Source organism: Microbacterium sp. (assembly GCF_026393345.1).
Classification (GTDB): Bacteria; Actinomycetota; Actinomycetes; order Actinomycetales; family Microbacteriaceae; genus Microbacterium.
Genome location: NZ_JAPLAI010000028.1, coordinates 1 through 24,918, shown reverse-complemented (window position 1 = coordinate 24,918; position 24,918 = coordinate 1). Strand labels below are relative to the sequence as shown.

Here is a 24,918-nt window from a genome sequence, read left to right as displayed (position 1 = left end):
CCTACAATGGCCGCATGCACAGCGCCGGCCGACCGGAATGGCTGATCCGCGAGGATGCGAGCCAGCCAGTGTTGCTCGCGCTGTATCTGCGCCAGATGCTCGGGCTGAGGACGCCGGAGGAACTGCCGTCGCTGCGCGGGGTGGCGTCGGTGCAGACCACGCGGCCGGACGAGGAGCAGGCACTCCTGGAGCGACAGTGGCGCGAGTACTGGGCGATGACGGTAGAGCCGCAGGCGCATCCGTCGGCCGTGCCGCTGGAACTGGTGGACGACTTCGCGACCCTGCTGGCCCTCCCCTCGACCGGCGCGGCGGAGCTGCGGCGCGCGGTCGCCCCGTTCAGCACGGAGGCGGTTGCCTACGCGCGGGACGCCCATGCCGCGTACGTGGCGCGTGAGTCGGGGCACCACACCGGCGCCGCGTCGTACCGCGCCTATGCGAGCGTCATCGCCGAGCACGAGCGTCGGGTCGGGCGCCGAGCACACTCGTTCGAGCTCAACGTGCAGGTGCTGCCGCTCGCTCAGCGCGGGCTGTGGTGGATCGGCTCGCTCACCATCGCGGTCACCGACGGCCTGCGACGGGATGTCGCGGCGTTCGACGCCGCCATCCATCCGATCATCGCCGAGCTGGCTTAGGCGTCCTCGACTCGCACGTGCTCGCGGTCCACGCGCACCTGCCGGGTCTTGCGCCCCACCACGCGCTCGAGGATGAGGGCGACCACGGCGCCGACGGCGAGGCCGGCAGCGATCCCGACCAGGGCGAGGAAGCCGAACACCTGCCACGCGGTGTACTGCACGCCGGTGTCGCTCGCCTGCTGGGTGCCCTGGAACGCGAAGGTCAGGATGGCGGCGACCAGCACACCGAGCACGGCGCCGAGCACGAGAAACAGGCTGTGCTTGGGCACGCGACGGACCGTCACGGTCTCGAGGTGGTCCTCGACCGTGACGCGGGGGATGTTCGGCTCAGCAGCCATGCCCCTATTGTCTCACCCTCGCCGACGCGACGGCGCCCCACGGGTGGACCGTGGGGCGTCGTCGGCAGGGGTTACGCCTGGTCGGTGGGTGTCGTGCGGCGGCGGATCACGATAATGGTGACGATGATCGCGGCGGCGATCAGCACGATGATCCCGACGATCCAGGGCCACACCGGGGCGCCCGCATCCGGCTCAACCTCGGCCGAGATCGGCGTAACGGCGGTCTCGGCCTCCTCACCCTGGGTGGTCATGACACCGCAGTCCGGGGCGGCGACGAGCCCGATCGACACCGGATCCATCTCCTCACCACTGGGGTAGGTGCCGAAGGCCGCGGAACCCGCCTCCGTGAGCGTCGTGGACAGCTCGTCGAGGGCGATCGTGCCGTCGTCGCCGACCGTGAGCGCGGGCAGCGCGAACTCGACGAGTCGCACGTCACGCTGGTCGACGGCCTCGCCCGCCTGGGTCGTGCCGCTGACGTCGAACACCAGGTACCCGGTGTCGCCGGCGAGCTCGACACGGGCGTTAGCGAGCGTGGTGTTCAGCGCGCCGTCGTGCCCGGAGAAGGTGAGGGCGCCGCCGTAGGTGACAAGTCCTGTCGCCGTGGCGAGGTCGAGCGACCCGGTGCCGGCCGACCACACGTACTCGGGGTACTCGTAGACGATGTCCGTGAGCTCCCAGCCGCCCTGGGCGATGCCCTCGATGTAGGTGCGGAACGACTCCTTGAAGCCCCAGTTCAGCGTGGCGGCCGTGACCAGGCACTGTCCGCCCGCGGCGAGCGCCGCGGCGCGGTCGAGAGTGAACTGGATGCCGCGGTTCACCGAGCCCTGGAACGTGAGCGTGTGCACGCCGTCCTCGAGGGTCGCGGGGAGCACACCGGTCCACGTGGCCACACCGTTGGCATCCGCATCCACGGTGTCGAGGAGGATCGGCGTCGAGTAGACGACGATCGCGATGTCCTGCTCGTTCGGCTGGAAGCCCGATGCCGTGACGGTCGTCCGGGTACCCGATGCCAGCGCGGCGAGCGTCGGCTCATCGACCGTGATGCCCGTCGTCGCCGGCGGGGTCGACGGGATGGCGCGGGCAGGAGTCACGGCTGCGGCCGTCGCGATCGTGCCCGTCGACCCCGTCGGGGCGGCCGCCGCGGCACCGATCGTGAAGGTGATCGGGTCGAGCGTCGTGGCGTATCCGCTGAGCACCTGGTTGAGGCCTGCGGAAGTGAGGGAGGTCGGGACATTCGCGAACGTGGTCGCGCCATTCGCCTCGTTCCGTGCACCGGCGCCGATGTTGAGCGTCGCGAACTCGACCTGGCGTCCGCCGCTCGTGACGTAGAGCGAGGCGGAGGTGGCCGAGGTGAACCGGATCTGCGGGTTCGCGATGGTCACGTCGAGGACGCCGTTATGCCCGGTGAACCGGACGGATCCGACGTAGGACACGGTTCCGGTCGTGCCGTCGAACGTGCTGCCCGCGGCCTGACCGAACTGGAACACGTTGCCCGAGCTGGTCGCACCGCCTGAGACCGCGATCGCGCCGCGCGCGATATCGCCGACGACGTACGACGTGAAGGCGCGCGAGATTGCCCAGCTGAGCGACCCGCCGGCGACCACGACGGGCTGCTCGGGGACGAGCACGGGCGGCGTGACCTCGGGGAAGATCTGGTTCCACTGGTCGGCAGTCACGGAGACGTCGGCGCGGGCGTAGATGGTCGAGGCGCTCGGGAGCGAGTGCTCCTTCCACACGATGACCTCATACTGCGCGGTGCGGTCGAGCTTGCCGGGGGGTGCGACCAGGGTCGTGGTGAGCGAGCCGGCGGTGATGCCGGTGGCGTAGGTCATCGCGGCGTAGCCGCCGGAGCTGGTCACGGAGGAGTCCGTGCCCTTCTCGATCAGCGCGACGTATGCGCCGGTGACGGCACCGAGATCGGAGCCGGTGACGGTCACCGACAGACCCGTGAGCGCGGTTGCTCCGGAGACGGAGGTGGTGACGGCAGGTGCCGCGGCGAACGTGATCGTGGCCTTGGCATCCTGCGAGCGGTCGGCCTGCGCCGTGTGGTCGGCGATCGTGTAGATCGCCGTCGAACCGGTCTTCGGGGTCACGGTGAGCGTCGTCTCGAACGTGCCGTCCGCGTTGAGCTTGACCTGCGTCGGTCGCGTGGGGGTCGGGTTGATCAGCTTCGCACCCGTCGTGCACCCGGCAGAGATGAACGCGAACGACACCTCGGACAGGGCGACGTCCGTGCACGTGGTCAGGTACATGGCCTGGGCAGGGTTGTAGCCCGAACCCGTCACCGTGACGGTCTCACCCGCCGGGTTCAGACCCGTCGTCTTGGAGACCGTCAGCGTCGGGACGACCACGGGCGTGGGTACGGCCGTGACCGTGAGGACGGCAGCATCCGTCGTCACGGAGCCGGCAACGTTCGTGAAGACGGCACGGTAGGACGTGCCGGAGTCGCTCAGCGCGAGCGCCGCCGTGGTGTAGCTCGCGGAGGTCGCGTCGGCGATGTCGGCCCAGTCGCTGCCATTGGTCGACGACTGCCAGCGAACGTCGGCCGCCGGGGTCGCGGAGGCGGCGGCGGTGAACGTGGCCGTGGCGCCCTCCTGAACGGACGCGGCGACCGGGTGCTGCGTGACCGCCGGGGTGGTGGCGAAGGTCACGGTGACCTTCGCGTCCTGCGACCGGTCGGCCTGCGCGGTGTGGTCCGCGATCGTGTAGATCGCGGTCGAACCGGTCTTCGGCGTGACCGTGAACGACGTGGTGAACGTACCATCCGCGTTGAGCTTCACCTGGGTGTCGCGCGTGGGGTTCGGGTTGATGAGCTTCGCGCCCGTCGTGCACCCGGCAGAGATGAAGCCGAACGACACCTCCGACAGCGGCACGTCCGTGCAGGTGCTCAGGTACATGGCCTGCGCCGGGTTGTATCCGGAGCCCGTCACCGTCACCGTCTCACCCGCCGGGTTCAACCCCGACGTCTTCGACACCGTCAGCGTCGGACCCGGGTCCGCGTTCGCGGGAGTCGCCGTCAGCGATCCGGCGGCGATCAGCAGGAGGCTGAGAAGGACGGCGAGTGCGGTTCTCCCGCGACTCATCGACTGTGCAATCACGCTGTGGCTCCGTGGAGTTTGGGGCGCAACAGAAGACAGGCCGATTGCTGCGCCGGGGTGCTCGGGTTCTGCAAAGGTTAGGCTCAGCTAACTAGCAGATACGCTCGACCGTAGGCGACGAATGTCGCTGGTGTCAACTCTTAGGGTAGCCTCACCTTCATGCGTCGTTTGCCCGTGATTGCAGGCCTTGCCGCCCTCGCACTCGTCTTCGCCGGGTGTTCCGCGACCGCATCGGCCACCTCCGATGACTGCACCGCAGCTACTCAGCCGCTCGCCGCTCTCGACCTCGTCACGGACGTCCGCGCGACGACCGGCGGCTCCACCGCCTGCCTGTCCTCGGATGCGATCGCCGCCGTCGACGACGACACGAAGCCGCAGCTGCCCGTCACCGTCACCGATTCCGAGGGCACCGAGGTCACGGTGACGGATGTGAGCCGCATCCTCCCGATCGACATCTCCGGGACCATCGCCGCGACCGTCTTCGGGCTGGGCCTCGGCGACAACGTCGTCGGTCGCGACATCTCCACCGACTTCGCCGGCACGGAAGACCTGCCCGTTGTCACCAAGAGCAGCCATACCCTCAACGCCGAGGCGATCCTGGAACTCGCACCCACCGTGGTGCTGACCGACACCACGATCGGCCCGAAGGAGGTGCGTCAGCAGCTTCGGGATGCGGACATCGCCGTCGTGGTCGTCTCCTCCGAGCGTCGCGCTGACACCGTGGGTGACCTGGTCGCCGAGATCGCCGCCGCCCTCGGCGTCCCGACCCGGGGCAAGGCCCTCGCCGAGCGCGTCGGGGTCGAGATCGACGACGCCATCGCCGAGGTCGCCGAAGTCACCCCCGCCGACGAGTCGGAGCGGGCCCGGATGCTGTTCCTCTACGTCCGCGGCAGCGCGAACATCTACTACATCTTCGGGCGCGACTCCGGTGCCGATTCCCTCATCGAGGCCGTTGGCGGGATCGATGTCGCCAGTGAAATCGGCTGGGAGGGTGAGAAGCCCATGACTGCGGAGGCGCTCGTCGCCGCCCAGCCCGACGTGCTCGTGATGATGACCGACGGCCTGGCGTCCGTGGGCGGAATCGACGGCCTGATCGAACGCATCCCGGCGCTGGCGCAGACCCCCGCCGGCCAGAACCGCCGCGTGATCGACATGGACGATGGGCAGGTGCTCGGGTTCGGTCCCCGCACCCCCGAGGTGATCCTCGCTCTGGCGCGTGCCCTGTACGCGCCGGCGGACTCGCCTCCGCCCACGGTCACGCCGACAGCCGCGTCATGACCGGCGAGGTCGTCCTTCCCACCCCGACCGGGCATCGTCGCTCCCGATTCGCGATCGCGGTGGTGGTGCTCAGCCTCACGCTGGCGGTCGTGGTCATCGCCTCCCTCGGGATCGGCCAGTATGCACTGTCGCCCTCCGAGGTCATCGGCGTGCTGCTGCAGGGCGTGGGCATCGACACCGACTGGGCGCCTACGGCACCGACGGCCGCCGGGGTCATCCTCGACATCCGGCTCCCGCGCATCGTCCTCGGGCTCCTCATCGGTGCCGCCCTCGCCGTCTCGGGGGTGCTGATGCAAGCCATCTTCGGCAACCCGCTCGCAGACGCCTCGGTCGTGGGTGTCTCCTCGGGTGCCGCTCTCGGTGCCGCAGCCAGCCTCACCCTGTCGCTGAACGTGCTCGGCATGTGGACCACGCCCGCTTTCGCCTTCCTGGGCGGCCTCATCGCGGTGTTCGCGGTGTACTTCATCAGTCGCTCGAACGGCCGCACCGAGGTGGTGACGCTGCTGCTGACCGGCATCGCGATCAACGCCATCGGTGGCGCGGGGCTCGCCTTCCTCACCTTCCTCGGCACGAGCTCCACCCGCGAGCAGATCGTCTTCTGGCAGCTCGGGAGCCTCAACGGCGCCCTGTGGGGCAACATCGCCCTCATCGTTCCGCTCATCGCCGTGGGCATCGGCATCGCCCTGTTCGTCGCGCGCCGCCTCGACCTCTTCGCCCTCGGTGAGCGCACCGCCCGGCACCTGGGCGTCCGGGTGGAGCTGCTGCGGGTGGTCGTCATCATCACGGTGGCCCTGCTCGTCTGCGCGGCGGTCGCGTTCGCCGGCATCATCGGCTTCGTCGGCCTCGTCATCCCCCACCTCATGCGGATGCTGATCGGCCCGGGCCACCTGCCGCTCGTCATCTCGAGCGCCCTCGGCGGGGCTCTCCTCATCGCCCTCGCCGACCTCGTCGCGCGCACCGCCATCCCCCTCGCCGACATGCCGATCGGCATGATCACCTCCCTCGTCGGCGGACCCTTCTTCCTGTGGCTGCTGATCCGCACCCGGCGTCGCGCGGGAGGCTGGGGATGAGTGCGCGACTGATCGCCACCGACGTCTCGGTCGTCCCAGACGGGTCGCGGCGACCCATCCTGGCGGGCGCGTCGCTCGAGATTCACGACGGCGAGCTGCACGCGCTGGTGGGGCCGAACGGCGCCGGCAAGTCCACCCTGTTCGGGGTTCTCGCCGGCGACATCACGCCGACCTCCGGATCCGTGGCCCTCGACGGCGCGCCGGTCGGCAGCATCCCGCCGAAGGAGCTCGCACGGATGCGGGCGGTGCTGCTGCAGGCGAACGATGTGTCATTCCCGTTCAGCGCGGGACAGGTCGTGCGGATGGGACGCGCGCCCTGGGCACGCACCGCAGCCGAGGACGACGACGATCGGGTCGTCGCCGAGGCGATGGCCGAGGCCGACGTCGCCGGGCTTGCGCACCGATCCATCTCGTCGCTCTCGGGTGGCGAGCGTGCCCGGGTCGCCCTCGCCCGCGTGCTCGCCCAGGACACCCGGCTGCTGCTGCTCGACGAGCCCACGGCCGCTCTCGACCTGCGGCACCAGGAAGACGTGCTGCGCATCGCACGCACCCGCGCGCATCTGGGCTCCGGCGTCGCGATCGTGTTGCACGACTTGAACGTCGCCCTCGCCTACGCCGACCGGGTGACGCTGCTCTCGGCGGGACGGGTCAGCGCCACCGGCGCACCCGCTGAGGTCCTCACCGCGGAGCGGATCGAGGAGGTCTACGGGCAACCCGTGGACGTGTTCGAGCACCCGCGCACGGGCGTGCCGCTGGTGGTGCCGCGCCGCTGACGCCCCTTGCCGGGCCGCGGCGACGACTGCGGCTCCGGCACCCGCCGTCTCCGACTCACCGGGGGTGTCGGCGGTCGGCCGACGCCCCCGCCATCTCAGAACGGTGGCGGGTCGGTGTCGGGGACGAAGGTGACGGTCGCGGGTGGCCGATCACGGTAGGTGCGGCCGGTGGGGCTTCGCCATTCGATGATTCCGCCCTGGAGCTGCCGGACCTGCCAGGCGGTCGCGTGTTTGAGCGTGTGGTGGCGTCGGCAGAAGTGACAGAGGTTGTGTGCACAGGTGGGTCCGCCGAGGGCGGCGTCGATGGTGTGGTCGAGATCGCAGCCGCGGGCCTGCCGGCGGCAGCCGGGGAACCGGCAGCGTTCGTCGCGGGCACGGAGGTACCGTTTCAGGGCTTCGCTGGGCCGGTACCGGTCGACGGCGAGGACGCCGCCGGTGTACGGGTCGGTGAACACCCGGTCCCAGCCGGGTGCGGCGCCGGCGAGGCATCGGGCCGTGTCTGCGTCGATGGGTCCGTTCCCGGCGAGCAGTGCCGGCGCGTTGCCGACACCGGTGAGGGTGCGCGCGGGGACGGTGACCTGCACGTGCCCGGTGATGGCGGCCAGCCCGTCGCCGTGCGCGACCGGTGCCCCGCCGAGGAGCAGGTCGGAGAGGATGTCCGCCCGGATCTGGTCGATGCTCCGCGTCTCGGCACCCGCATCGGCGTCCGCGCCGCCGTCGCTGTCGCTCTCGGGTCGCGTGCGGCCAGTCGTGACGACCGTCGGCGCGCCGATGACATCGGCCGCCGCGGTCGGGTCGGGTGAATGGTCCCCGTTCCCGTCGCGGACGGTCACGGCCATGGACGTGAGGCGGTCGTGGATGGCGTGGGCGAGGGTCGCGGGAAGGTCGGCGAGCAGCCGGGCCATCCCGTCGTCGAGGTCGACCACCCGCACCCGCCGGTCCGCCTGACGGGTGGCGATGCGGTCCGCGGCACCTTCCGGGTCGACGCGGGCGGCAATCACCCGGGCGATGTCCGGCATCCGTCCGGCGGACTCGGTACGCGCCGCGGTCAGCGCGAGATCTTCGAACCGCGACCGATGTTCCGGCCCGAGGGGAAGGCCCGCCGCGAGGATCGCGCCCGCGTGACCCGCGTCAATGACACCCTGCTGCCACGCCTGGGCCGTCGCGGGGAACCCGGTCACCAGCGACGACGCATCCCCCAGCCGGCGTTGCACGGCTCGGTCGCTGAGACGTAACGCCGCCCCGAGCTCGGCCGACAGTTCCCGCAGCGGGAGGTCCGCGTCGCTCAGCCGTGCCCCCGCCGCACGCAACTGTTCCTCCCGGGCCAGCAGCAGATCGACCGCGGTGGCGAGCAGCCGTGCTTCCGTCGCCTGCGCGACGGCCACCGCACGATGCGCCTCGACCAGGTCCGGGACCAACGCGTTCAGCGCCGTCCACGCCCCGATCCCGGTGGTCTCAGCGTGCCCCATATCGTTCCCTCGTCGGGCTGCGGAAGATGCAGCATCCGGATCGCACGAAGTGGGCACGTGTGCGGTGTTCTGACACCACACACGCTACGCCGGGCCTCCGACATCGCACCGCGCAAGAGAACGCCCCCCGTCGGCCGGGAACGACCCCGGATCGGAGTCAGAAGCGCAGCGGAAGGAGCGCGGTGAGGTCGGCGCGCGTGCCGGAGGCGAGGATGCGGCCGGCGGCCGCCGCATCCGCCCAGTGCTCCGCGCCCGTCGCCAGCGCGACCCAGGTGTCCGGATCGGTCTCGACGACGTTGGGCGGGGTGCCGCGGGTGTGACGCGGGCCCTCGATAACCTGCACGGCACCGAACGGCGGCACGCGCACCTCGACGGTGTGACCCGGCGCCTTCTCGGCCAGCAGCTGCAGCAGGTAGCGCACGGCAGTGGCACGCTGCGGACGGGTCGCGGCGGCCGCATCCGGACCGGTCACCGCTGCGATCGCCGCACGTCCCTCGTCGGTGGGGATGCTGCTGCGGGCCATGCGTCCACGGTAGCCCGGCGGCGGGCGGGGGTGCGGAACGGGCGGGGCTGGATAGGCTGACGGGGTGAGAATCCTGGTCCTCGGCTCCGGCGCGCGCGAGCACGCCATCATCCTCGCCCTTGCCTCGGAGGCGGAGCACCACGAGATCCTCGCCGCCCCCGGGAACGCGGGCATCGCGCACGATGCCACGGTGATCCCGCTGGATCCGAACGACCCGGTGGCGGTCACCGACTACGCGAACACCTCGTCGATCGACCTCGTCGTGATCGGCCCCGAAGCCCCGCTGGTGGCCGGCGTCGGCGATGCGCTGCGCGAGCGCGGCATCCCGGTGTTCGGTCCCGGCAAGGCCGCGGCCCGCCTCGAGGGATCGAAGACCTTCGCGAAGCGCGTCATGGACACCGCGGGCGTGCCGACCGGTCGCGCCGTGCGCGCCCGCGACCTGGGAGAGGTGGGCGCCGCGCTCGACGAGCTGGGCGCCCCGTACGTCGTCAAGGCCGACGGCCTCGCGGCCGGCAAGGGTGTCATCGTCACCTCCGATCGCGTCCTCGCGCTCGACCACGCGGCGACGTTCCTCCCGACCGGCGCAGTGCTGATCGAGGAGTTCCTCGCGGGGCCCGAAGTGTCGCTCTTCTTCCTCAGCGACGGCGACACCGTCCGCGCCCTCAGCCCCGCACAGGACTACAAGCGCCTCCGCGATGACGACGACGGCCCCAACACCGGCGGCATGGGCGCCTACTCGCCACTCCCCTGGCTGGACGAGCGCTTCGGCAGCGAGGCGGCCTTCGTCGACCTCGTGACGCGCGACGTCGCCGAGCCCGTCATCCGTCAGCTGGATGCGGAGGGCACCCCCTTCATCGGCCTCCTCTACGCCGGACTCATCCTCACCGACGACGGCGTGAAGGTCATCGAATTCAACGCCCGCTTCGGCGACCCCGAGACCCAGGTCGTGCTGCCCCGGCTCGCCGAGCCGCTGTCGCGGCTGCTGCTGGCCGCCGCGACCGGCACGCTCGAGAGCGTCGCCCGCCCCGCATTCACCGATACCGTCGCGGTGACGGTGGTGCTGGCCAGCGAGGGCTATCCGGAGAAGCCGGTGACCGGGCGTCCGCTCAGCGGGCTGGATGCGGCGGAGCACGTGCCGGGCGTGCACGTCGCCCATGCCGCCACCGCGGTCGACGGCCACGACCTGATCGCGACCGGCGGGCGGGTGCTGAACGTGGTCGCCACCGGTACGGACTTCCGCGAAGCGCGCTCCCGTGCCTACGACGCCATGGGTCACATCCACCTCAAGGGCGGCCGGTTCCGCTCCGACATCGCCGCGCGCGTCGCCGGCTGACGCCCGATCGCCGCAGGCCGCAGCCCCGGCAGGCGACGAGTGTGGTTTGCTCTTGGGGGGCTGTGTGCACGCGCCCCCGAGAGCGAAGGCGACATATGACGGATGCGGCGAACACTTTGGTATCCCTGTTTCAGCGACAGGGTGGGCGGAACCGGTTCACGGCCCGGGAGGCGACCGTCATCGCGGTCGGTTCACCCGTGGCGGAGTTCGTGCGGGTGACTCTCTCGGGACCCGACTTCGCCGATTTCGTCTCGACGGGGCCCGCGGATCACGTGCGTGTCTTCTTCCCGCATCCGGAGACCGGTGAGCTGATCGCGCCGCGTGCCGCCGGTCCCGGCGAGGACGGCATCATCCGTCCTGAGGGGCCCGCACTGTCCCGCGATTTCACGCCCCTGCATCCGCGCCGGGTGGGCGACTCGCTCGCGATCGACATCGACATCCTGCGCCATGACGACCCGGGTCCCGCCGCGCTGTGGGCTGCTCGCGTCGCCGTGGGCGACACCCTGGTCGTCGTGGGTCCGCGCGGCTCACGGGGGGCGACGCTGCAAGCCCCGCGCGTGCTGCTGGTCGTCGACGGCACCGCGCTGCCCTCCGCCAGCCGCTGGATCTCCGACCTGCCGGCGACCACCGCCGTCGAGGTGATCGCCGACATCGAGGGCGATCTGTCCTGGGTCAGCGAGTACCTCCGCGCCGAGGGCGGCCGCGAGGTACCCCTCACCGCCGCCGGCGACGATCTGGCCGCGGCCGTCGCCGTCGCCGGGGTGGATGCGGAGACGTTCGTGTTCGCCGCATCCGAGGCCTCACGCCTCATCGGCCTGCGCCGCTACCTGCGACGCGACCTCACTCTGCCGCGCGAACAGGTCGCGATCAGCGGGTACTGGAAGCGCGGCACCGCCGGCTTCGACCACCACGCCCCGATCGACCCCGACGACCCCGAGGACTGAGTCCCCGACCGCCGAGACGCCACGAATGTCCCGATTCAGGCTGAATCACGAGACATAAGTGACGTCTCGGCGTCCGCGGGCGTGGGTCAGGGCTTCGCGGCCAGGTGCGCGGGGCGGCGGAGGAACAGCACCGCCACGAGGCCGACGACCATGGCCGCCGCGGGCAGCAGGATGGTCTGCGACATCGACTGCGCGAACGGCGCGGCGATCTGCGCGGGCAGCTGCCCCACGGCGCCGAAGTCGGCGTCGCCGCCGACCGGGAGGTTGGCCGTCAGCCGGGCTTGCAGGAGCGCCGCGATCGCGGCGGACCCCAGCACACCACCGACGGTGCGCATGGTGTTGTAGATGCCCGACCCCGCACCCGCCTGATGGCGCGGGAGGTTGCGGGTCGCGGTGGTGGCGAGCGGCCCCCAGATGCCGGCGTTCGCGAAACCGAGCAGCGCCGACGGGATGAGGAACATCCAGATCGGGGTGTCGAGATTCATGAACAGTGCGTACAGCCCGAGCGCGACCGCGCCGATGCCGAGCCCCGGCACGAGGAGCACCCGCGGATCGACCCGGTCCAGGATGCGGCCGCTCAGCGGCGAGAGGATGCCGGCCAGCACCGCCATCGGCACGAGCAGCAGCGCCGCCTGGGTCGGGGTGAGGCCCCGGGCGAGCTGATAGAAGAACATCAGCGGCAGCGCCATGCTGGTGAACGTGAACCCGACCGTCGCGATCGTGAGGACCGACACCGAGAAGGCCCGGTCGCGGAAGAGATCGAGCGGGACCAGCGGTTCGCTGCGCGTGCGGCGCTGTTGCCAGACGAACAGTCCCAGCGCGACGATGCCGGCGACGACCATGCTCCACACCCACGGCGCCCAGTCATAGGCCTCGCCCTCCTGCAGGCCGAAGACGATGAGGAACAGGGCCACGGCGCTGAGCAGCACGCCGACGATGTCGAAGCGGTGGCGGTGGGTCTCCAGGCGCGGCACGAGGATCCAGGCGAGCACGAGCCCGACGATGCCGACCGGGATGTTGACGAAGAAGATCCACTCCCAGCCAAGGCCGTCGACGAGGAATCCGCCGGCGAGCGGCCCGACGAGCATCGCGACACCGGAGGTCGCACCCCACAGGCCCATGGCGGCGCCCCGCTGCTTGGGCGGGAAGGTGCGCGTGATCACGGCCATGGTCTGCGGCGTCATGAGCGCCGCGCCCAAGCCCTGCACGGCGCGGAAGGCGATCAGCATCCCGAGACTGCCGGACAGTCCGCAGCCCACCGACGCGAGGGTGAAGACCGCGAGCCCGATCAGGTAGATGTTCTTCGGACCGAACCGGTCGCCGAGGCGCCCGGTGATGAGCAGCGGCACAGCGTAGGCGAGCATGTAGGCGCTCGTCACCCACACGACGTTGTCGAGGTCGCCGGTGTCGGGGTCGAGTGCGGCCTTGATGGCGGGGTTGGCGACCGAGACGATCGTGGTGTCCACCAGGATCATGAAGAACCCGATGATGAGCGCCCAGAGTGCCGGCCAGGCGCTTCGGGTGGGGACGGAGCCGGTCCATCCGGTCCGGGGGGAAGTTTCAGTCATTGACGTGCGGCCTTTCGCTGAGCGATGTAACGGGCCGAGCGATGCTCGACGGGATCGGGGCCCCAGGCGAAGCCGGGGTCGGGGAGACGGAGGAGGAACGCGTCGAGCCACGCGAGCTCGGCCGCGATCACGACGATGTCGCGGTCGGCTTCGATGAGGTACTGCTCCGGCACACCCTCGGCGCGGGCCGCCGCCAGCCCGGCACGTCCGGTCGCGTCCTCCTCGGCGAGCGCACGGCGCCGCTGCTGCAGGAGCGCCAGCACCTCGTCACGGTCGAGGTTCGATGCCTCGGACAGAGCGATGCGGAACTCCACCGGACGATCGATGCGGACGAGCTCTTCCCGCATCCATTCCTGCAACGCCCCCAGCCCGGCGGATGTGAGGGTGTAGGTGGTGCGCTCGGGCCGGTTCCCGTCGCGGTCGACGCCGACCTCGGCGACGAAGCCCGCCCGTTCCAGCCGGGCGACCGTGTGGTAGATCGTCCCGGTCGTGAGGGTCAGCAGCCGGTCGTCCCGTCGATGCCGCATGAGGCGCAGCATCTCGTAGGGGTGCATGTCGTCCTCACGGAGCAGCCCGAGGACCATGACGCCCATCGGCGTGAGGATGTTGCGAGTCACCGGTTCTCCTGTAGTCCAAGTGGAGTAGTTGACATGGACTATACAGGATTACCGGCCGCGCGGGTAGCGTGCGGGCATGACCGGCACCGGGGCGGACGAGGCGAAGCGTCGCGCGAAGGCGCACTTCGCGCGGATCGTGGCGGAGTACCTGCCCCATGAGGGCGTCGACATGGGACCGATGTTCGGGACGCAAGGTCTGCGGGTGCGCGGCAAGGTGTTCGCGTTCGTCGGCTCCGGCGGCCTCCTCATCGTGAAGGTGCCGGCCGACCGCGCGACCGAGTGGGCGGCGAGCTCTTCCGCCACCCGCATGGTCATGAACGGGCGCGAAATGCGCGAGTGGCTCACCTTCACTCTGGACGACGCCGCGACCTGGCCGTACGCGATCGCGGAGGCCTATGCGTACCTCGACCGGATAACGCCCTGACGGTTCGGGATAATGGGCACGTGACCCTTGAGAACCTGCCCGGCTGGCGACACGTGTACTCCGGCAAGGTGCGCGACCTGTACGTGCCCGATCACCTGCCCACGGACGCTGAGCCGGAGCGGATGCTGGTGGTCGCGAGCGATCGGGTCAGCGCCTTCGACCATGTGCTCGAACCGGGCATCGACGGCAAGGGCGAACTGCTGACGACGCTCAGCCTGTGGTGGTTCGACCGGCTGGCGGGCGGGGACGGCGGCCGCCGCATCCCGAACCACCTCGCCGCCGACCACGTGCTGGGAGCCGACGACGACGCCACCTCCCTCATCCCGGATGCGGTCGCCGGCCGCGCCATGGTCGTCAAAGCGCTCGACATGCAGCCGATCGAATGCGTGGTGCGCGGGTATCTCACCGGTTCCGGGTGGGAGGAGTACCGCACCGACGGCACGGTGTGCGGCATCGCGCTGCCCGCGGGCCTCGCCAACGGCGACCGCCTGCCGGAACCCATCTTCACGCCGGCGTTCAAGGCGCCGCTCGGCGAGCACGACGAGAACATCTCGTACGAGCGGACGGTCGAGATCGTCGGCGCCGACCGCGCGGCGGAGCTGCGCGCACTGTCGCTCGAGATCTATGGCCGGGCGGCCGCCACCGCCGAGGAGCACGGGCTCATCCTCGCCGACACGAAGTTCGAGTTCGGCCTGGATGCGGCAGGCACCATGACCCTCGCCGACGAGGTGCTGACCCCCGACTCGTCGCGGTACTGGGACGCCGAGGCATGGCGCACCGGCAGCACCCCCGCCGAGCGCATGGCGAGCTTCGACAAGCAGATCGTCCGCGACTGGCTGGCCGCCGCGTGGGACAAGCAGGGCGAACCCCCCGCACTCCCCGCCGACATCGTCGCGCGGACCGCCGCGCGCTACCGCGAGCTGCTCGACCGCCTCGCCCGCTAGCATCCACCCCCTACCGCGACTGAGCACCACTGAGGAGAGCACCATGCCCATCTGGAAGCTGCACGGCAACGGTCGCACCGTCGCGCCCGGCGCGGTCGTGAAACCCGGCGAACGCCTGAGCTGGCCGGCGACCATCGCCATCGGCGTCCAGCACGTCGTCGCCATGTTCGGCGCCACATTCCTCGTGCCCGTGCTCACCGGGTTCCCGGTGCCGACAACACTGCTGTTCTCGGGCGTCGGGACGCTGCTGTTCCTCATCGTGACGAAGAACAAGCTGCCCAGCTACCTCGGTTCCTCGTTCGCGTTCATCGCACCGATCACCGCCGCGGTCGCGAGCTCCACCATGGGCACCGCGCTGGCGGGCGTCGTGGCCGTCGGCATCCTCGTCGCGATCGTCGGCGTGATCGCCCAGGTGACCGGCACCGGCTGGATCGACCGGCTCATGCCTCCCGTGGTCGCCGGCGCCATCGTCGCGCTCATCGGCTTCAACCTCGCTCCTACGGCGTGGGCGAACTTCGACCAGCAGCCGGTGATCGCCTCCATCACGCTCGTTGCCATCATCCTGTTCAGCGTGCTGTTCCGCGGCTTCCTCGGCCGCATCTCGATCTTCCTCGGCGTGGTCGTCGGCTACCTCGCCGCGGGGCTCCTCGGCGGGCTCGACTTCAGTTCGGTCGGGGATGCGGCCTGGGTCGGCCTGCCCGAGTTCCACCTCGCCGACTTCACCCAGCCCGGCACCTGGGGCGCGATTGCGATGTTCCTGCCCGTCGTGCTCGTGCTGCTGGCAGAGAATATCGGCCACGTGCGAGGGGTCGCCAGCATGACCGATCCGGCCGTCAACAAATCGACCGGCCGCGCCCTGATCGCGGACGGCGTCTCGACGACGATCGCGGGCCTGTTCGGCGGTTCGGGCACCACGACCTACGGCGAGAACATCGGCGTCATGGCCGCAACGCGCGTGTACTCGACGGCGGCGTACTGGGTCGCGGGAATCGCGGCGATCCTGCTCAGCCTCTCCCCCAAGGTCGGTGCCGTGTTCAACAGCATCCCGGCGGGCGTCCTCGGCGGCGCGACCACCGCGCTGTATGGGCTCATCGGGATCATCGGCATCAAGATCTGGGTGGACAACCGGGTCGACTTCTCGCGTCCGGTGAACCAGTACACGGCGGCGGTGTCGCTCGTGATCGCGATCGCCGGCTTCACGATGCAATGGGGCGACTTCCAGCTCGGCGCGATCGTCGTCGGCGCCGCGGCGGCGCTCCTGATCTACCACCTCGGCAATGCCGTCGCGCGGATCCGCAAGACCGGCGCCGACGACGGCGGTCCGATCCCCGCGGTCGGCCCCCTCGGCGGCGACCCGGAGTAACCGCATCGACCCGTTCACCTGTCGCGTGTTGTCCGCACATGGCGCGACAAGCGACAGGTGAGCGGGTTGCGGATGCGGCAGCGTTCGGATGCGGCAGGTTCACCTGTCGCGAAGTGCGAGCAGCTGCCGCAACATCCGACAGGTGAGCAGGGGGAAGCCGGCGACGGGCGTCAGGCGGACTCGCGGACGATCAGCTCGGTCGGCAGGATCGTCGCGTGCGGCGGCTCGTCGCCCTCGAGCAGGCCGAGCAGCACCCGCGCCATGGTCTGTCCCTGCGCGAAGGACGGCTGACGCATCGTGGTGAGCGTGGGGCTGACGCTCGTGGCGAGCTGCGAGTCGTCGAAGCCGACGACGGCGACATCGTCTGGCACCCTCACCCGCGCCGCCTGCAGCACGCCCATGGCACCGCGAGCCATCAGGTCGCTGGCGATGAACACCGCATCGGGTTTGCCCTTCCCCTCCAGGATGCGGCGCATCGCGGCAGCGCCACCCTCGGCGGTGAAGTCGCCGTCCTCGACGGCGACTTCGGGGAGTCCCGCGGATCGCATCGCCGCGCGATAGCCGGCGAGGCGGTCGACACCGGCCGACATGCTCGCCGGTCCCGCGATCGTGGCGATGCGGCGGCGACCCTGCCCGATGAGGTACTCCACCGCATCCCGGGCACCGGCCGCGTTGTCGACGTCGACGTAGTAGTCGTTGGGCCGCGCGTGATCCGGGCGGCCCGCGTAGACCACCGGTACCGCCGACGCGATCGCCGAGACGAACGTGTCACTGGTGTGGTGAGAGACGACGATCGCGCCGTCGATCGAGCCGCTCCGGGCGTAGCCCACCATCTTGTCGCCGGGGTCGTTGCTCGCGATGAACAGGGTCAGCACATACGGTGACGAGGCGATCGTGGCGTTGATGCCCGACACGATCGCGGCGAAGAACGGGTCGCCGAAGAACCGGTGGGTGTCCTCCGGGATGATGACGGCCACCGCGAGCGTGCGGCTGCTCGCGAGCGACCGGGCCGCTCGGTTGGGCACATAGTTCAGGTCGTCGATCGCGGCACGGACGGACTCGAGCGCCTCCGGGCTGACCGCGGTCGACCCGTTCACGACGCGCGACACCGTGGAACGTGAGACGCCCGCGAGCCGGGCGACCTCCTCGATCGTGGCCGTGCTTCGTGACTGCGCTGTCATTGCCCGATCCTTCCGCCCTACTCCGTGATGGCTCGTGCGGCGATGATGCGACTGTACCTGTGGGCGCTGTCCTTCGGGGTGCGCTCCTGCGTGTCGTAATCGACGCGGACGATGCCGAACCGCTTCTCGTAGCCCCAGGCCCACTCGAAGTTGTCGAGCAGGGACCAGTAGAAGTATCCGCCGACGTCGACGCCCGCGTCGATGGTGTCGAGGATCGCGGACAGGTGACCGGCGAGGAAGTCGGCCCGGTCGTCGTCGTGCACGGCGATCTCGCCGTTCTCGACGACGGGCTGGTCGTCGTAGGCGGCGCCGTTCTCGGTGACGAACAGGCGCGTGCCCGCCTCGTTGGAGTACTCGGTCGCGACACGGGTGAGCAGGCGCGTGAGGGTGGCCGGGTCGACCTCCCAGTGCATCGCGGTGCGCGGCAGGCCCCGCTCGTGCCAGTGGATGTTCTCCCCCACGGGCCACGGCGAGCCGGCCGGGCGGTCGGTGGGGGCATCGCCCGCGGCGGGCGGGTCAAGCGGAACCTCGGCGCCGACGTACTCACCGTGGTAGTAGTTCACCCCGAGCGCGTCGATGGGGGCGGCGATCGTCTCCAGGTCGCCGGGACGCAGGACCGCGTCGAGGGATGCGGCGGCATCGGGCGCGGACCGTCGCATGTCGGCCACGATGTCCTCCGGGTACGACCCGCGGAACACCGGGTCGAGGAACCAGCGGTTGAACTGGCCGTCGATGCGGCGTGCGGCGTCGACGTCGCCCGGGCTCTGCGGGTCCACCGGGTCGGCGACCGTGAGGTTCAGTCTGATGCCGAGGTTCAGCGATGCATCGCGCTCACGGAGGGCGGTGGGCGGCGGCGACGCCCTCGCCGGCGGAGTAGTGACCGGGGGCGTGGATGCCGGCGGTGTAGCTGAGGAACGAGGAGCACCACGGCTCGTTGAGCGTGGTCCACACCGACACCCGGTCGCCGAGCGCGTCGTGCATGTCGAGCGCGTACTCGGTGAAGCGGTCGGCAGTGTCGCGGTTCGTCCAGCCGCCCTTCTCCTGCAGTGCCTGCGGCAGGTCCCAGTGGTACAGCGTCAGCCACGGCAGGATGTCGGCGTCGAGCAACTCGTCGACGAGCCGCTGGTAGAAGTCGATTCCGGCCGGGTTCACCGGTCCGCCGTCGGGGCGCACCCGCGACCACGACGTCGAGAAGCGGTAGGTCTGCAGGCCCAGGCGCTTCATCAGCGCGACGTCGCCGGCGTAGCGGTGGTAATGGTCGGTGGCGACCTCGCCGTCGTCGCCGTTGATCACGGCGCCGGGGACGCGGCAGAAGGCGTCCCAGATCGAGTCGCGGCGGCCGTCTTCGTGCGCGGCGCCCTCGATCTGGAAGGCGGCGGTGGCCGCGCCGAACAGGAAGCCGTCCGGGAACGTGCGGGGGGTGGTGCTCATCGCGGGGGTCCTTACTGTCGCGGTTCAGTCGCGGGTCGATGCGTTCGGAGGGGGATGGGGATCAGGTGAGGGCGTCGACGGCGGCGGACCAGCGGTCCCAGGCCTCGGCGGGGGTGCTCGTGCCGGAGCGGACACTCGTGAGCGCCGTCCGCATGAGGTCTTCGATCTCGGCGGAGGCGGGGCCACGGAAGCGCATCGTGGTGATCGCCACCGCGCGGTCACGGAGCGTCGCCGCCAGCGGAGCGGCGAACGGGTCGTCCACGCCGGGGGTCGGGGTGGCGCTGGGGTCACCATCCGGGGCGTCGGCCGCATCCAGCTTCGCGTCGGCGTCCGCGTCCGTGTCGGCGTCCGCGTCCGGATTCGCGCCATCGTCGCCGAGGGCGTCCGCAGCGGCGGCATTCTCACCGGCATCGGGATCGGATGCGGCGGCATCCGCATCCGTCTCCTCCTCGGCCGCGAGCACCATGCTGGGGAACGCGCCGGCCGCGGTGAACAGCGCGATCTGCTGCTCCGGGGCCGTGAGCCAGTCGGCGACCTCGCGTGCCCGGTCCACGTGCGAGCCGGCCGCGGGAACGGCGAGATACGACGCCGCGGAGGTCGCGCCGCCGCCGGGGAACGCATCGGCGATCTGCCATCCCGCCGCGAGCAGGGCGGCGAGGGTGCCGGTGCCCGCCTCGATCTCGCTGCCCCCGGGGATCACGTCGCCGACCGTGCCGGCAGCGCAGAAGCTCGCCGCGAACGCTCCGTCCTCGGCGCCAGGCTGCCACTCTTCGGTGCCGGGCTCGACCCCGGCGAAGATGGCGGGGTCGGCGGTGACCCGGTCGAACGCGGTGCGCACGGCCGGGTTCGTGGCGGCGACGATCTCGCCGGTTGCGCGGATCTCGAAGGGGGCAGCGTGCTCGTCCATCATCACGAAGAAGGCGGATGCGGCGGAGTCGAGGAAGCCGCGGCCGGTCGCGGTGGTGTACTCCTGGGCGGCCTGGACGAGACCCGGCCAGGTCGCCGCGAGGTCGCCGACCGACGCCGGGTCGCTCGGGAGCCCGGCGGCGGCCAGCAGGTCCGGGCGGTAGCAGAGGGCGCGGGGTGCGATGCCGGCGGGATAGGCGATGACGCGGCCGGCGGCATCGGTCGCGGAGCGCAGCGCCCAGTCAGGCCAACGCCCTTCGTCGTCGCCCAGCGCGTCCTTCGGGATGGCCGCGAACAGATCGGAGTAGCGCATCAGATCCGGAAGCCACGAGTACTCGACGGTGACGATGTCGGTCAGACCGGTGCGGCCGAGGTTGTCGAACAGGTCTTGTCGGGCGTCGGCGGAGGCGAGGTCGCGGACGACGATCTTCACATCGGCGTGCTCGCGGTCGTACTCCCCCAGCAGGGCGCGGTAGGCCTCGCCGGTGCCGTCGTCGGTCACCTGGACGGTCAGCACGGTGGGGCTGGCCTTAGCGGAGGACGTGCCGCATCCGGTGATCGTCAGTGCCAGGGCGGCAGTCAGCGCGAGCGCACGCGTGCGTCGATGCACAGCGCTCCTCCTCACCGTCGTCAGATCGTCCTCGCAATGATGCCACGATCCGCGCGGGAGCGCTCCCACGAGGTGTCCCGAGGATGCGGCCGCCTAGACTGGAAGCGCACATCCGCCGCGCACCCCGGGAGTCCTCCGCATGCCCACCATCGTCGTCGACGTCATGCCCAAAGCCGAGCTGCTCGACCCGCAGGGCAAGGCCGTCGCCGGCGCCCTCACCCGCATGGGGGTCGAGTCCTTCTCGAGCGTGCGTATCGGCAAGCGGTTCGAACTGACCGTGGACGGCGACGTCGACGACGCTGTGCTGGCGACGGTGCGGCAGCTCGCCGACGATGTGCTCTCCAACTCCGTGATCGAGGATGTCGTCGGCATCGAGGTGGTCGAGTGAGCGTCCGCATCGGCGTCATCACCTTCCCCGGCTCGCTTGACGACCGCGACGCGCAACGGGCCATCCGCCTTGCCGGCGCCGAGCCGGTGGCCCTGTGGCACGGTTCCCACGACCTCGACGGTGTCGACGCGCTGGTGCTGCCGGGCGGCTTCAGCTACGGCGACTACCTGCGCGCCGGTGCCATCGCCGCGCTCGCGCCGATCATGAGCGAGGTCAAGGATGCTGCCGCAGCGGGGATGCCCGTCCTCGGCATCTGCAACGGCTTCCAGATGCTCGTCGAGGCGCACCTGCTGCCGGGCGGCCTGATCCGGAACGCCCACCAGCAGTTCATCCGCCGCGACCAGCGGCTGCGCGTCGAGAACGCCGACACCGCGTGGACCAGCGACTTCGCCGCCGGCCAGGAGATCACCATCCCGCTGAAGAACGCCGACGGCGGATACATCTGCTCCGCCGAGACGCTGAAGCAGATCGAGGGCGACGGGCTCGTCGCGTTCCGCTACGTCGGCGTGAACCCCAACGGCTCGCTCGACGACATCGCCGGTCTCACCAACGAGCGTGGCAACGTGGTCGGCCTCATGCCGCATCCCGAGCACGCCGTCGAGGCCGGTTTCGGCCCCAACACCCCCGCGGCCATGCGCTCCGGCGTCGACGGGCTGTCGTTCTTCTCCTCGGCGGTGTCCGCCGTCGTGTCCGCCGCCGCGTAACGCGTTCGGGTCGGGTCCCCCTCGGGCGTGCCCGCTCCGCTTGGGTGGGGCTCGTCCGGCTGGGGCTCGTCCGCTGGGGCTCGTCCGCTTCTCAGACGGTCCCGGCCGGCGGCCAGACACCGATGATGAGCGCCATCACGACGAGCGTCACGAGTTCGTGCGCGATGTTCATGACGGTCAACGCGGTCGGGCGACCCTCGAAGGCGTCGTGCGTGATGAACCGCGCCGCCGTGAACCCGGCCCAGCCGAGCGTCCCGACGGTCAGCGCCGCGAGCAGGTACGAACCACCCGCATAGCCCCACACGACGGTGGTGCCGATCGCGAGCACGAACGCGGTGACGAGACTCACGATCACGGTCGTGACGATCGGCCACACGGCGGTGGCGCCCGGGCGATCCATGTCGACGTTCGCAAGCCGCGCCCATCGGGTGCCGAACACCCTCGGGGTGTACCAGATCGAACCCACAATCATGCTGGAGAGTGTCGCGAGCAGGACGGTCCAGATGTTGATCTCCACCATGACGGCTCCTTCGATCGGTGACCGAAGCGTAGCGACGGGGGGCTCGACGCGAAAGGACGTCGGTCAGCGCCGGTCGATATCGGCCCCCGACCACAGGTCGCCGCAGTCGACCCGCTCGGCACCGTGCGCCCGCAGATACGGGCCGGCACCGCGGTCGCCTCGCAGGTCCCCGCTGAGGTCCGCCCAGTGGTCACGGCCGATGAGCACGGGATGGCCGGGCCGACCGTCGTAGTCGGCCTGCACCAGCGCGGATGCGGACGCCCGCGCCCGGATGCGCAGGGCCGCCGCATCCGGCATATCGGGGGTGTCGACGGTCACGATGAGAAGCGCCTGCGCGGGCGTCGCCGACGCCGCCGCGATGCCGCGCCGCACCGCGGCGGACATCCCGCTCGCCCAATCCGGCACCGGCACCGGCCGCGCCTCGTCCGGCAGGAGGGCGGTCACCTCGGCGGCGGACGCCCCCACCGCGACGAGGATCGGCGCGCACCCGGCGGCCTGCAGTAGCCGGACCGCCGCGACCACCCAAGGGGTGCCGTCCGCGCTCCGCGCCAGACCCTTGGGTCCGCCGAAGCGGGTGCCGGCACCGGCCGCGAGCACGAGCCCCGCCGTCGATGTCCGCCCCAGTCCCATGATCGGGTCAGCGTAGCGCGCCCGAAACACACGGCGGCTACCGTATCCGCATGCTCGAATTGGCCGCCGATCTGCTGCCGCTGGTGCGCGCCGGCGAGACGGTCGCCGTGGTCACGGTGTCCCGGGTCGCCCGCAGCGCCCCGCGCGGCGCCGGCTCCGCCATGGCGGTCACCCGCGACGCGCGCGTCATCGGCTCGATCTCGGGCGGCTGCGTGGAATCGGATGCCGTGTCCCTGGCTCTCGCGTCGCTCGCGTCGTCTCGAGGGACCTCGTCGCGGTTCGGCTTCAGCGACGAGCAGGCGTTCGCGGCCGGGCTCGCCTGTGGCGGCTCGATCGACGCGATCATCAGCGTCGTCGGCCCGGACGACGTCGCGGCCATCGCGGCCTGGGAAAGCGTGCTCGCGGGGCGCGCCGCCGGGGTCGGGATCGTCGCCTCCGGCCCCGACACCGGGCGGATCATCCCCCCCGAGGCCGGGCGGACAACCACCATGCTCGAAGCGGCATATGACGGGGCGGACGTGCTGCAGGTGCGCAGCGCGCCGGCACCCCGGCTCGTCCTCCTCGGCGCCGGCGAGCACGCGGCAGCGCTGTGCCGTGTGGGCACCGCCGCGGGATTCGCGGTCACCGTGTGCGATGTCTGGGAGCTCCTCACGACCCGCGAACGTTTCCCGGACGCGGTCGAACTCATCGCCGGCATCCCGGCCGAGTACCTGGAATCGCTCGGCGCGGATGACATCGACGAACGCACCGCCATTTGCGTCCTGACCCACGACGTCCGCCTCGACATTCCGGCCCTCCGGGCGGCACTCCGGATGCCGGTGGGCTTCGTCGGGGCGATGGGTGCGCGCTCCACGGTGGCGCGCCGGGCCGAGCTCCTCCGCGAGGAAGGCGTCACCGAGGAGGAGCTGTCACGGCTCCACTCGCCGCTCGGGCTGGACCTCGGCGGCACGAGCCCGGAGCACACGGCGATCGCCGTGCTGGCCGAGATCGTGGCGGTGCAGCACGGCCGGGGCGGGCAGCCGCTCCGCGAGGGCACAGGCCCGCTGCACGTGCGCGCCGACCCGCTGCACGACCGGACCGCGAGCGGTGACGCCGACCCCGCCGCATCCGGCCCCGCACGAACCTCGCAGAATCGCGCGAACTCCGCAGGATTTCACCCGGATGCTGCGAACATCGTGACATTCTGCGACGTTCGGTGAGGTCCGCCGCCCGGGTGGCAGAGCCGCGCGAGCCTCGAGCGACCTGTTAGCCTCTGTGCCACTGCGTGTCCTATCACCATGACCGATCCGGTTCAGGGCGGGGACTGCGGCGAAACCCTCGTCACAGCACCCACCAGGAGGTAGGTCTATGTCCACGCCCGTCGACAAGTCGCAAGCCGGTATCGGCGCCCGGCAGTACCACATCGGCATCGCACCGGGAGAGGTCTCCTCGGTCGCACTGCTCCCGGGTGACCCGTTCCGCGTGCCGTTCGTCGCGGAGTTCCTCACCGACGTGAAAGAGGTGGCGCACAACCGCGAGCACCGCACGATGACCGGCTGGTACAAAGGCCGTCACATCACCGCGACCTCCACCGGCATGGGGTGCCCCTCGACCGCGATCGCCGTGGAGGAGCTCGCCCGGGTCGGCGTCACCTCATTCATCCGCGTCGGCAGCTCCGGTGCACTCCAGCCCGGGATCGCCCCGGGCGACCTGCTCGTCAGCGAGGGCAGCTTCCGCAACGACGGCACCACCGACGCCTACCTGCCCAAGGGTTTCCCCGCCGTGCCGGACCTCGCCCTCACCGCATCCCTCGACCGCAACGCCCGCCGCATCGCCGAAGCGGCCGGCACCCAGTCGTTCACGGGCATCAGCGTGAGCGACGACGCGTTCTACGCCGAGACCCCGGAGTGGATCGGCGAGCTCAACCGGATGGGCATCCTCAACGTCGAGATGGAGGCGTCGGCGATGTACATCGTCGCTCGCCTCCGGGGCCTGCGCGCCGGCATGGTCTGCGCCTGTTCCAGCAACCTCGTCGACGGCACGTCGCTGTACGACCACGCGAACACCGCGCTCAAGGACGGCTGGATGCGGTCCATCGAGGCCGCACTGGAGACGGCCGTCGAGCTCGAGCTGTAGCCCGCACCGCCGAGACCACATCCGTTCCGCGAGACCACATCCGATCCGATGTCGTCTCG

The 24,918-nt window shown here is 70.9% G+C and carries 23 protein-coding genes and 1 pseudogene; 13 read left to right on the top strand and 11 right to left on the bottom strand.

The genetic code is table 11. The features are described 5' to 3' along the window. Positions 1-14 precede the first annotated feature (14 nt). Positions 15-632: a zinc-binding alcohol dehydrogenase gene (locus tag NT132_RS03175; RefSeq protein ID WP_297784650.1), complete on the top strand. Its 618-nt coding sequence runs from the start codon at positions 15-17 to the stop codon at positions 630-632. Here the strand turns inward: NT132_RS03175 and NT132_RS03170 are convergent. Continuing rightward, positions 629-970, bottom strand: coding sequence for a potassium transporter Trk (locus NT132_RS03170; protein WP_297784647.1), 342 nt, complete (start codon positions 968-970; stop codon positions 629-631). The genes NT132_RS03175 and NT132_RS03170 overlap by 4 nt on opposite strands. A 71-nt stretch (positions 971-1,041) precedes the next feature. After that, positions 1,042-4,053: an HtaA domain-containing protein gene (locus NT132_RS03165; RefSeq protein WP_297784645.1), complete on the bottom strand. Its 3,012-nt coding sequence runs from the start codon at positions 4,051-4,053 to the stop codon at positions 1,042-1,044. A 174-nt stretch (positions 4,054-4,227) separates the two neighbouring features. Between NT132_RS03165 and NT132_RS03160 the strand changes: the two genes are divergently transcribed. From NT132_RS03160 to NT132_RS03150, 3 genes are read left to right on the top strand one after another with little or no spacing between them, the layout of a single operon-like run. Beyond that, entirely contained in the window at positions 4,228-5,346 is a 1,119-nt protein-coding gene (locus NT132_RS03160; protein WP_297784642.1) for an ABC transporter substrate-binding protein, read from the top strand. Further along, positions 5,343-6,416, top strand: coding sequence for an iron ABC transporter permease (locus tag NT132_RS03155; protein WP_297784639.1), 1,074 nt, complete (start codon positions 5,343-5,345; stop codon positions 6,414-6,416). The genes NT132_RS03160 and NT132_RS03155 overlap by 4 nt, the downstream gene beginning before the upstream one ends. Then, positions 6,413-7,189 carry a heme ABC transporter ATP-binding protein gene (locus NT132_RS03150; RefSeq protein WP_297784636.1) on the top strand — a complete coding sequence of 259 codons (777 nt, stop codon included), beginning with the start codon at positions 6,413-6,415 and terminating at the stop codon, positions 7,187-7,189. The genes NT132_RS03155 and NT132_RS03150 overlap by 4 nt, the downstream gene beginning before the upstream one ends. Before the next feature lie 95 nt (positions 7,190-7,284). Here NT132_RS03150 and NT132_RS03145 read toward each other — a convergent pair whose 3' ends face one another. Continuing rightward, the gene (locus NT132_RS03145; RefSeq protein ID WP_297784633.1) at positions 7,285-8,658 is read right to left on the bottom strand and encodes an HNH endonuclease signature motif containing protein; all 1,374 of its coding nucleotides are present in this window, start codon (positions 8,656-8,658) and stop codon (positions 7,285-7,287) included. Between the two features lie 157 nt (positions 8,659-8,815). Further along, positions 8,816-9,181, bottom strand: a complete 366-nt coding sequence (locus NT132_RS03140) for a sterol carrier family protein (RefSeq protein WP_297784630.1) — start codon at positions 9,179-9,181, stop codon at positions 8,816-8,818. Between the two features lie 64 nt (positions 9,182-9,245). On the opposite strand from NT132_RS03140, the gene purD reads away from it, so the two are divergent. Together purD and NT132_RS03130 are read left to right on the top strand one after the other, a co-directional pair. Beyond that, a complete protein-coding gene (gene purD / locus NT132_RS03135; protein ID WP_297784627.1) occupies positions 9,246-10,514 on the top strand; it encodes a phosphoribosylamine--glycine ligase in 1,269 nt (422 codons plus the stop codon). 95 nt (positions 10,515-10,609) lie between these two features. Next, positions 10,610-11,458, top strand: a complete 849-nt coding sequence (locus NT132_RS03130; protein WP_297784624.1) for a siderophore-interacting protein — start codon at positions 10,610-10,612, stop codon at positions 11,456-11,458. A gap of 86 nt (positions 11,459-11,544) precedes the next feature. Here NT132_RS03130 and NT132_RS03125 read toward each other — a convergent pair whose 3' ends face one another. Both NT132_RS03125 and NT132_RS03120 read right to left on the bottom strand, forming a co-directional pair. After that, positions 11,545-13,026, bottom strand: a complete 1,482-nt coding sequence (locus NT132_RS03125; RefSeq protein WP_297784621.1) for a DHA2 family efflux MFS transporter permease subunit — start codon at positions 13,024-13,026, stop codon at positions 11,545-11,547. After that, positions 13,023-13,643 (bottom strand): PadR family transcriptional regulator, encoded by a 621-nt coding sequence (locus NT132_RS03120; RefSeq protein WP_366940344.1) that lies wholly within the window; start codon positions 13,641-13,643, stop codon positions 13,023-13,025. The genes NT132_RS03125 and NT132_RS03120 overlap by 4 nt, the downstream gene beginning before the upstream one ends. A 76-nt stretch (positions 13,644-13,719) precedes the next feature. On the opposite strand from NT132_RS03120, the gene NT132_RS03115 reads away from it, so the two are divergent. From NT132_RS03115 to NT132_RS03105, 3 genes are read left to right on the top strand one after another with little or no spacing between them, the layout of a single operon-like run. After that, complete coding sequence (locus tag NT132_RS03115; RefSeq protein ID WP_297784618.1) at positions 13,720-14,067, top strand: hypothetical protein; 348 nt, start codon at positions 13,720-13,722, stop codon at positions 14,065-14,067. 20 nt (positions 14,068-14,087) lie between these two features. Beyond that, on the top strand, positions 14,088-15,011 hold the full coding sequence (locus NT132_RS03110; protein ID WP_297784615.1) for a phosphoribosylaminoimidazolesuccinocarboxamide synthase: 924 nt from the start codon (positions 14,088-14,090) through the stop codon (positions 15,009-15,011). 43 nt (positions 15,012-15,054) lie between these two features. Beyond that, the gene (locus NT132_RS03105; RefSeq protein WP_297784612.1) at positions 15,055-16,374 is read left to right on the top strand and encodes a solute carrier family 23 protein; all 1,320 of its coding nucleotides are present in this window, start codon (positions 15,055-15,057) and stop codon (positions 16,372-16,374) included. Between the two features lie 170 nt (positions 16,375-16,544). Here NT132_RS03105 and NT132_RS03100 read toward each other — a convergent pair whose 3' ends face one another. The 3 genes and pseudogenes from NT132_RS03100 to NT132_RS03090 all read right to left on the bottom strand — a co-directional run bounded on the left by NT132_RS03100 (position 16,545) and on the right by NT132_RS03090 (position 20,502). Continuing rightward, on the bottom strand, positions 16,545-17,555 hold the full coding sequence (locus NT132_RS03100; RefSeq protein ID WP_297784609.1) for a LacI family DNA-binding transcriptional regulator: 1,011 nt from the start codon (positions 17,553-17,555) through the stop codon (positions 16,545-16,547). A gap of 17 nt (positions 17,556-17,572) precedes the next feature. Continuing rightward, positions 17,573-18,986 (bottom strand): annotated as a pseudogene (locus NT132_RS03095) (GH1 family beta-glucosidase). Positions 18,987-19,047: 61 nt separating this feature from the next. After that, positions 19,048-20,502 carry an ABC transporter substrate-binding protein gene (locus NT132_RS03090; RefSeq protein WP_297784606.1) on the bottom strand — a complete coding sequence of 485 codons (1,455 nt, stop codon included), beginning with the start codon at positions 20,500-20,502 and terminating at the stop codon, positions 19,048-19,050. Positions 20,503-20,641: 139 nt separating this feature from the next. Between NT132_RS03090 and purS the strand changes: the two genes are divergently transcribed. Further along, positions 20,642-20,890: a phosphoribosylformylglycinamidine synthase subunit PurS gene (gene purS, locus NT132_RS03085; RefSeq protein WP_297784601.1), complete on the top strand. Its 249-nt coding sequence runs from the start codon at positions 20,642-20,644 to the stop codon at positions 20,888-20,890. Further along, positions 20,887-21,594: a phosphoribosylformylglycinamidine synthase subunit PurQ gene (gene purQ / locus NT132_RS03080; RefSeq protein WP_297784599.1), complete on the top strand. Its 708-nt coding sequence runs from the start codon at positions 20,887-20,889 to the stop codon at positions 21,592-21,594. The genes purS and purQ overlap by 4 nt, the downstream gene beginning before the upstream one ends. A 91-nt stretch (positions 21,595-21,685) precedes the next feature. Here purQ and NT132_RS03075 read toward each other — a convergent pair whose 3' ends face one another. Both NT132_RS03075 and NT132_RS03070 read right to left on the bottom strand, forming a co-directional pair. Then, positions 21,686-22,114, bottom strand: a complete 429-nt coding sequence (locus NT132_RS03075) for a DUF1761 domain-containing protein (protein WP_297784596.1) — start codon at positions 22,112-22,114, stop codon at positions 21,686-21,688. 63 nt (positions 22,115-22,177) lie between these two features. Beyond that, positions 22,178-22,744 (bottom strand): NTP transferase domain-containing protein, encoded by a 567-nt coding sequence (locus NT132_RS03070; RefSeq protein ID WP_297784593.1) that lies wholly within the window; start codon positions 22,742-22,744, stop codon positions 22,178-22,180. A 50-nt stretch (positions 22,745-22,794) separates the two neighbouring features. Between NT132_RS03070 and NT132_RS03065 the strand changes: the two genes are divergently transcribed. Both NT132_RS03065 and NT132_RS03060 read left to right on the top strand, forming a co-directional pair. Beyond that, positions 22,795-23,943: an XdhC family protein gene (locus tag NT132_RS03065; RefSeq protein ID WP_297784590.1), complete on the top strand. Its 1,149-nt coding sequence runs from the start codon at positions 22,795-22,797 to the stop codon at positions 23,941-23,943. Between the two features lie 148 nt (positions 23,944-24,091). Next, a complete protein-coding gene (locus NT132_RS03060) occupies positions 24,092-24,859 on the top strand; it encodes a nucleoside phosphorylase (RefSeq protein WP_297784587.1) in 768 nt (255 codons plus the stop codon). Positions 24,860-24,918: the final 59 nt, after the last annotated feature.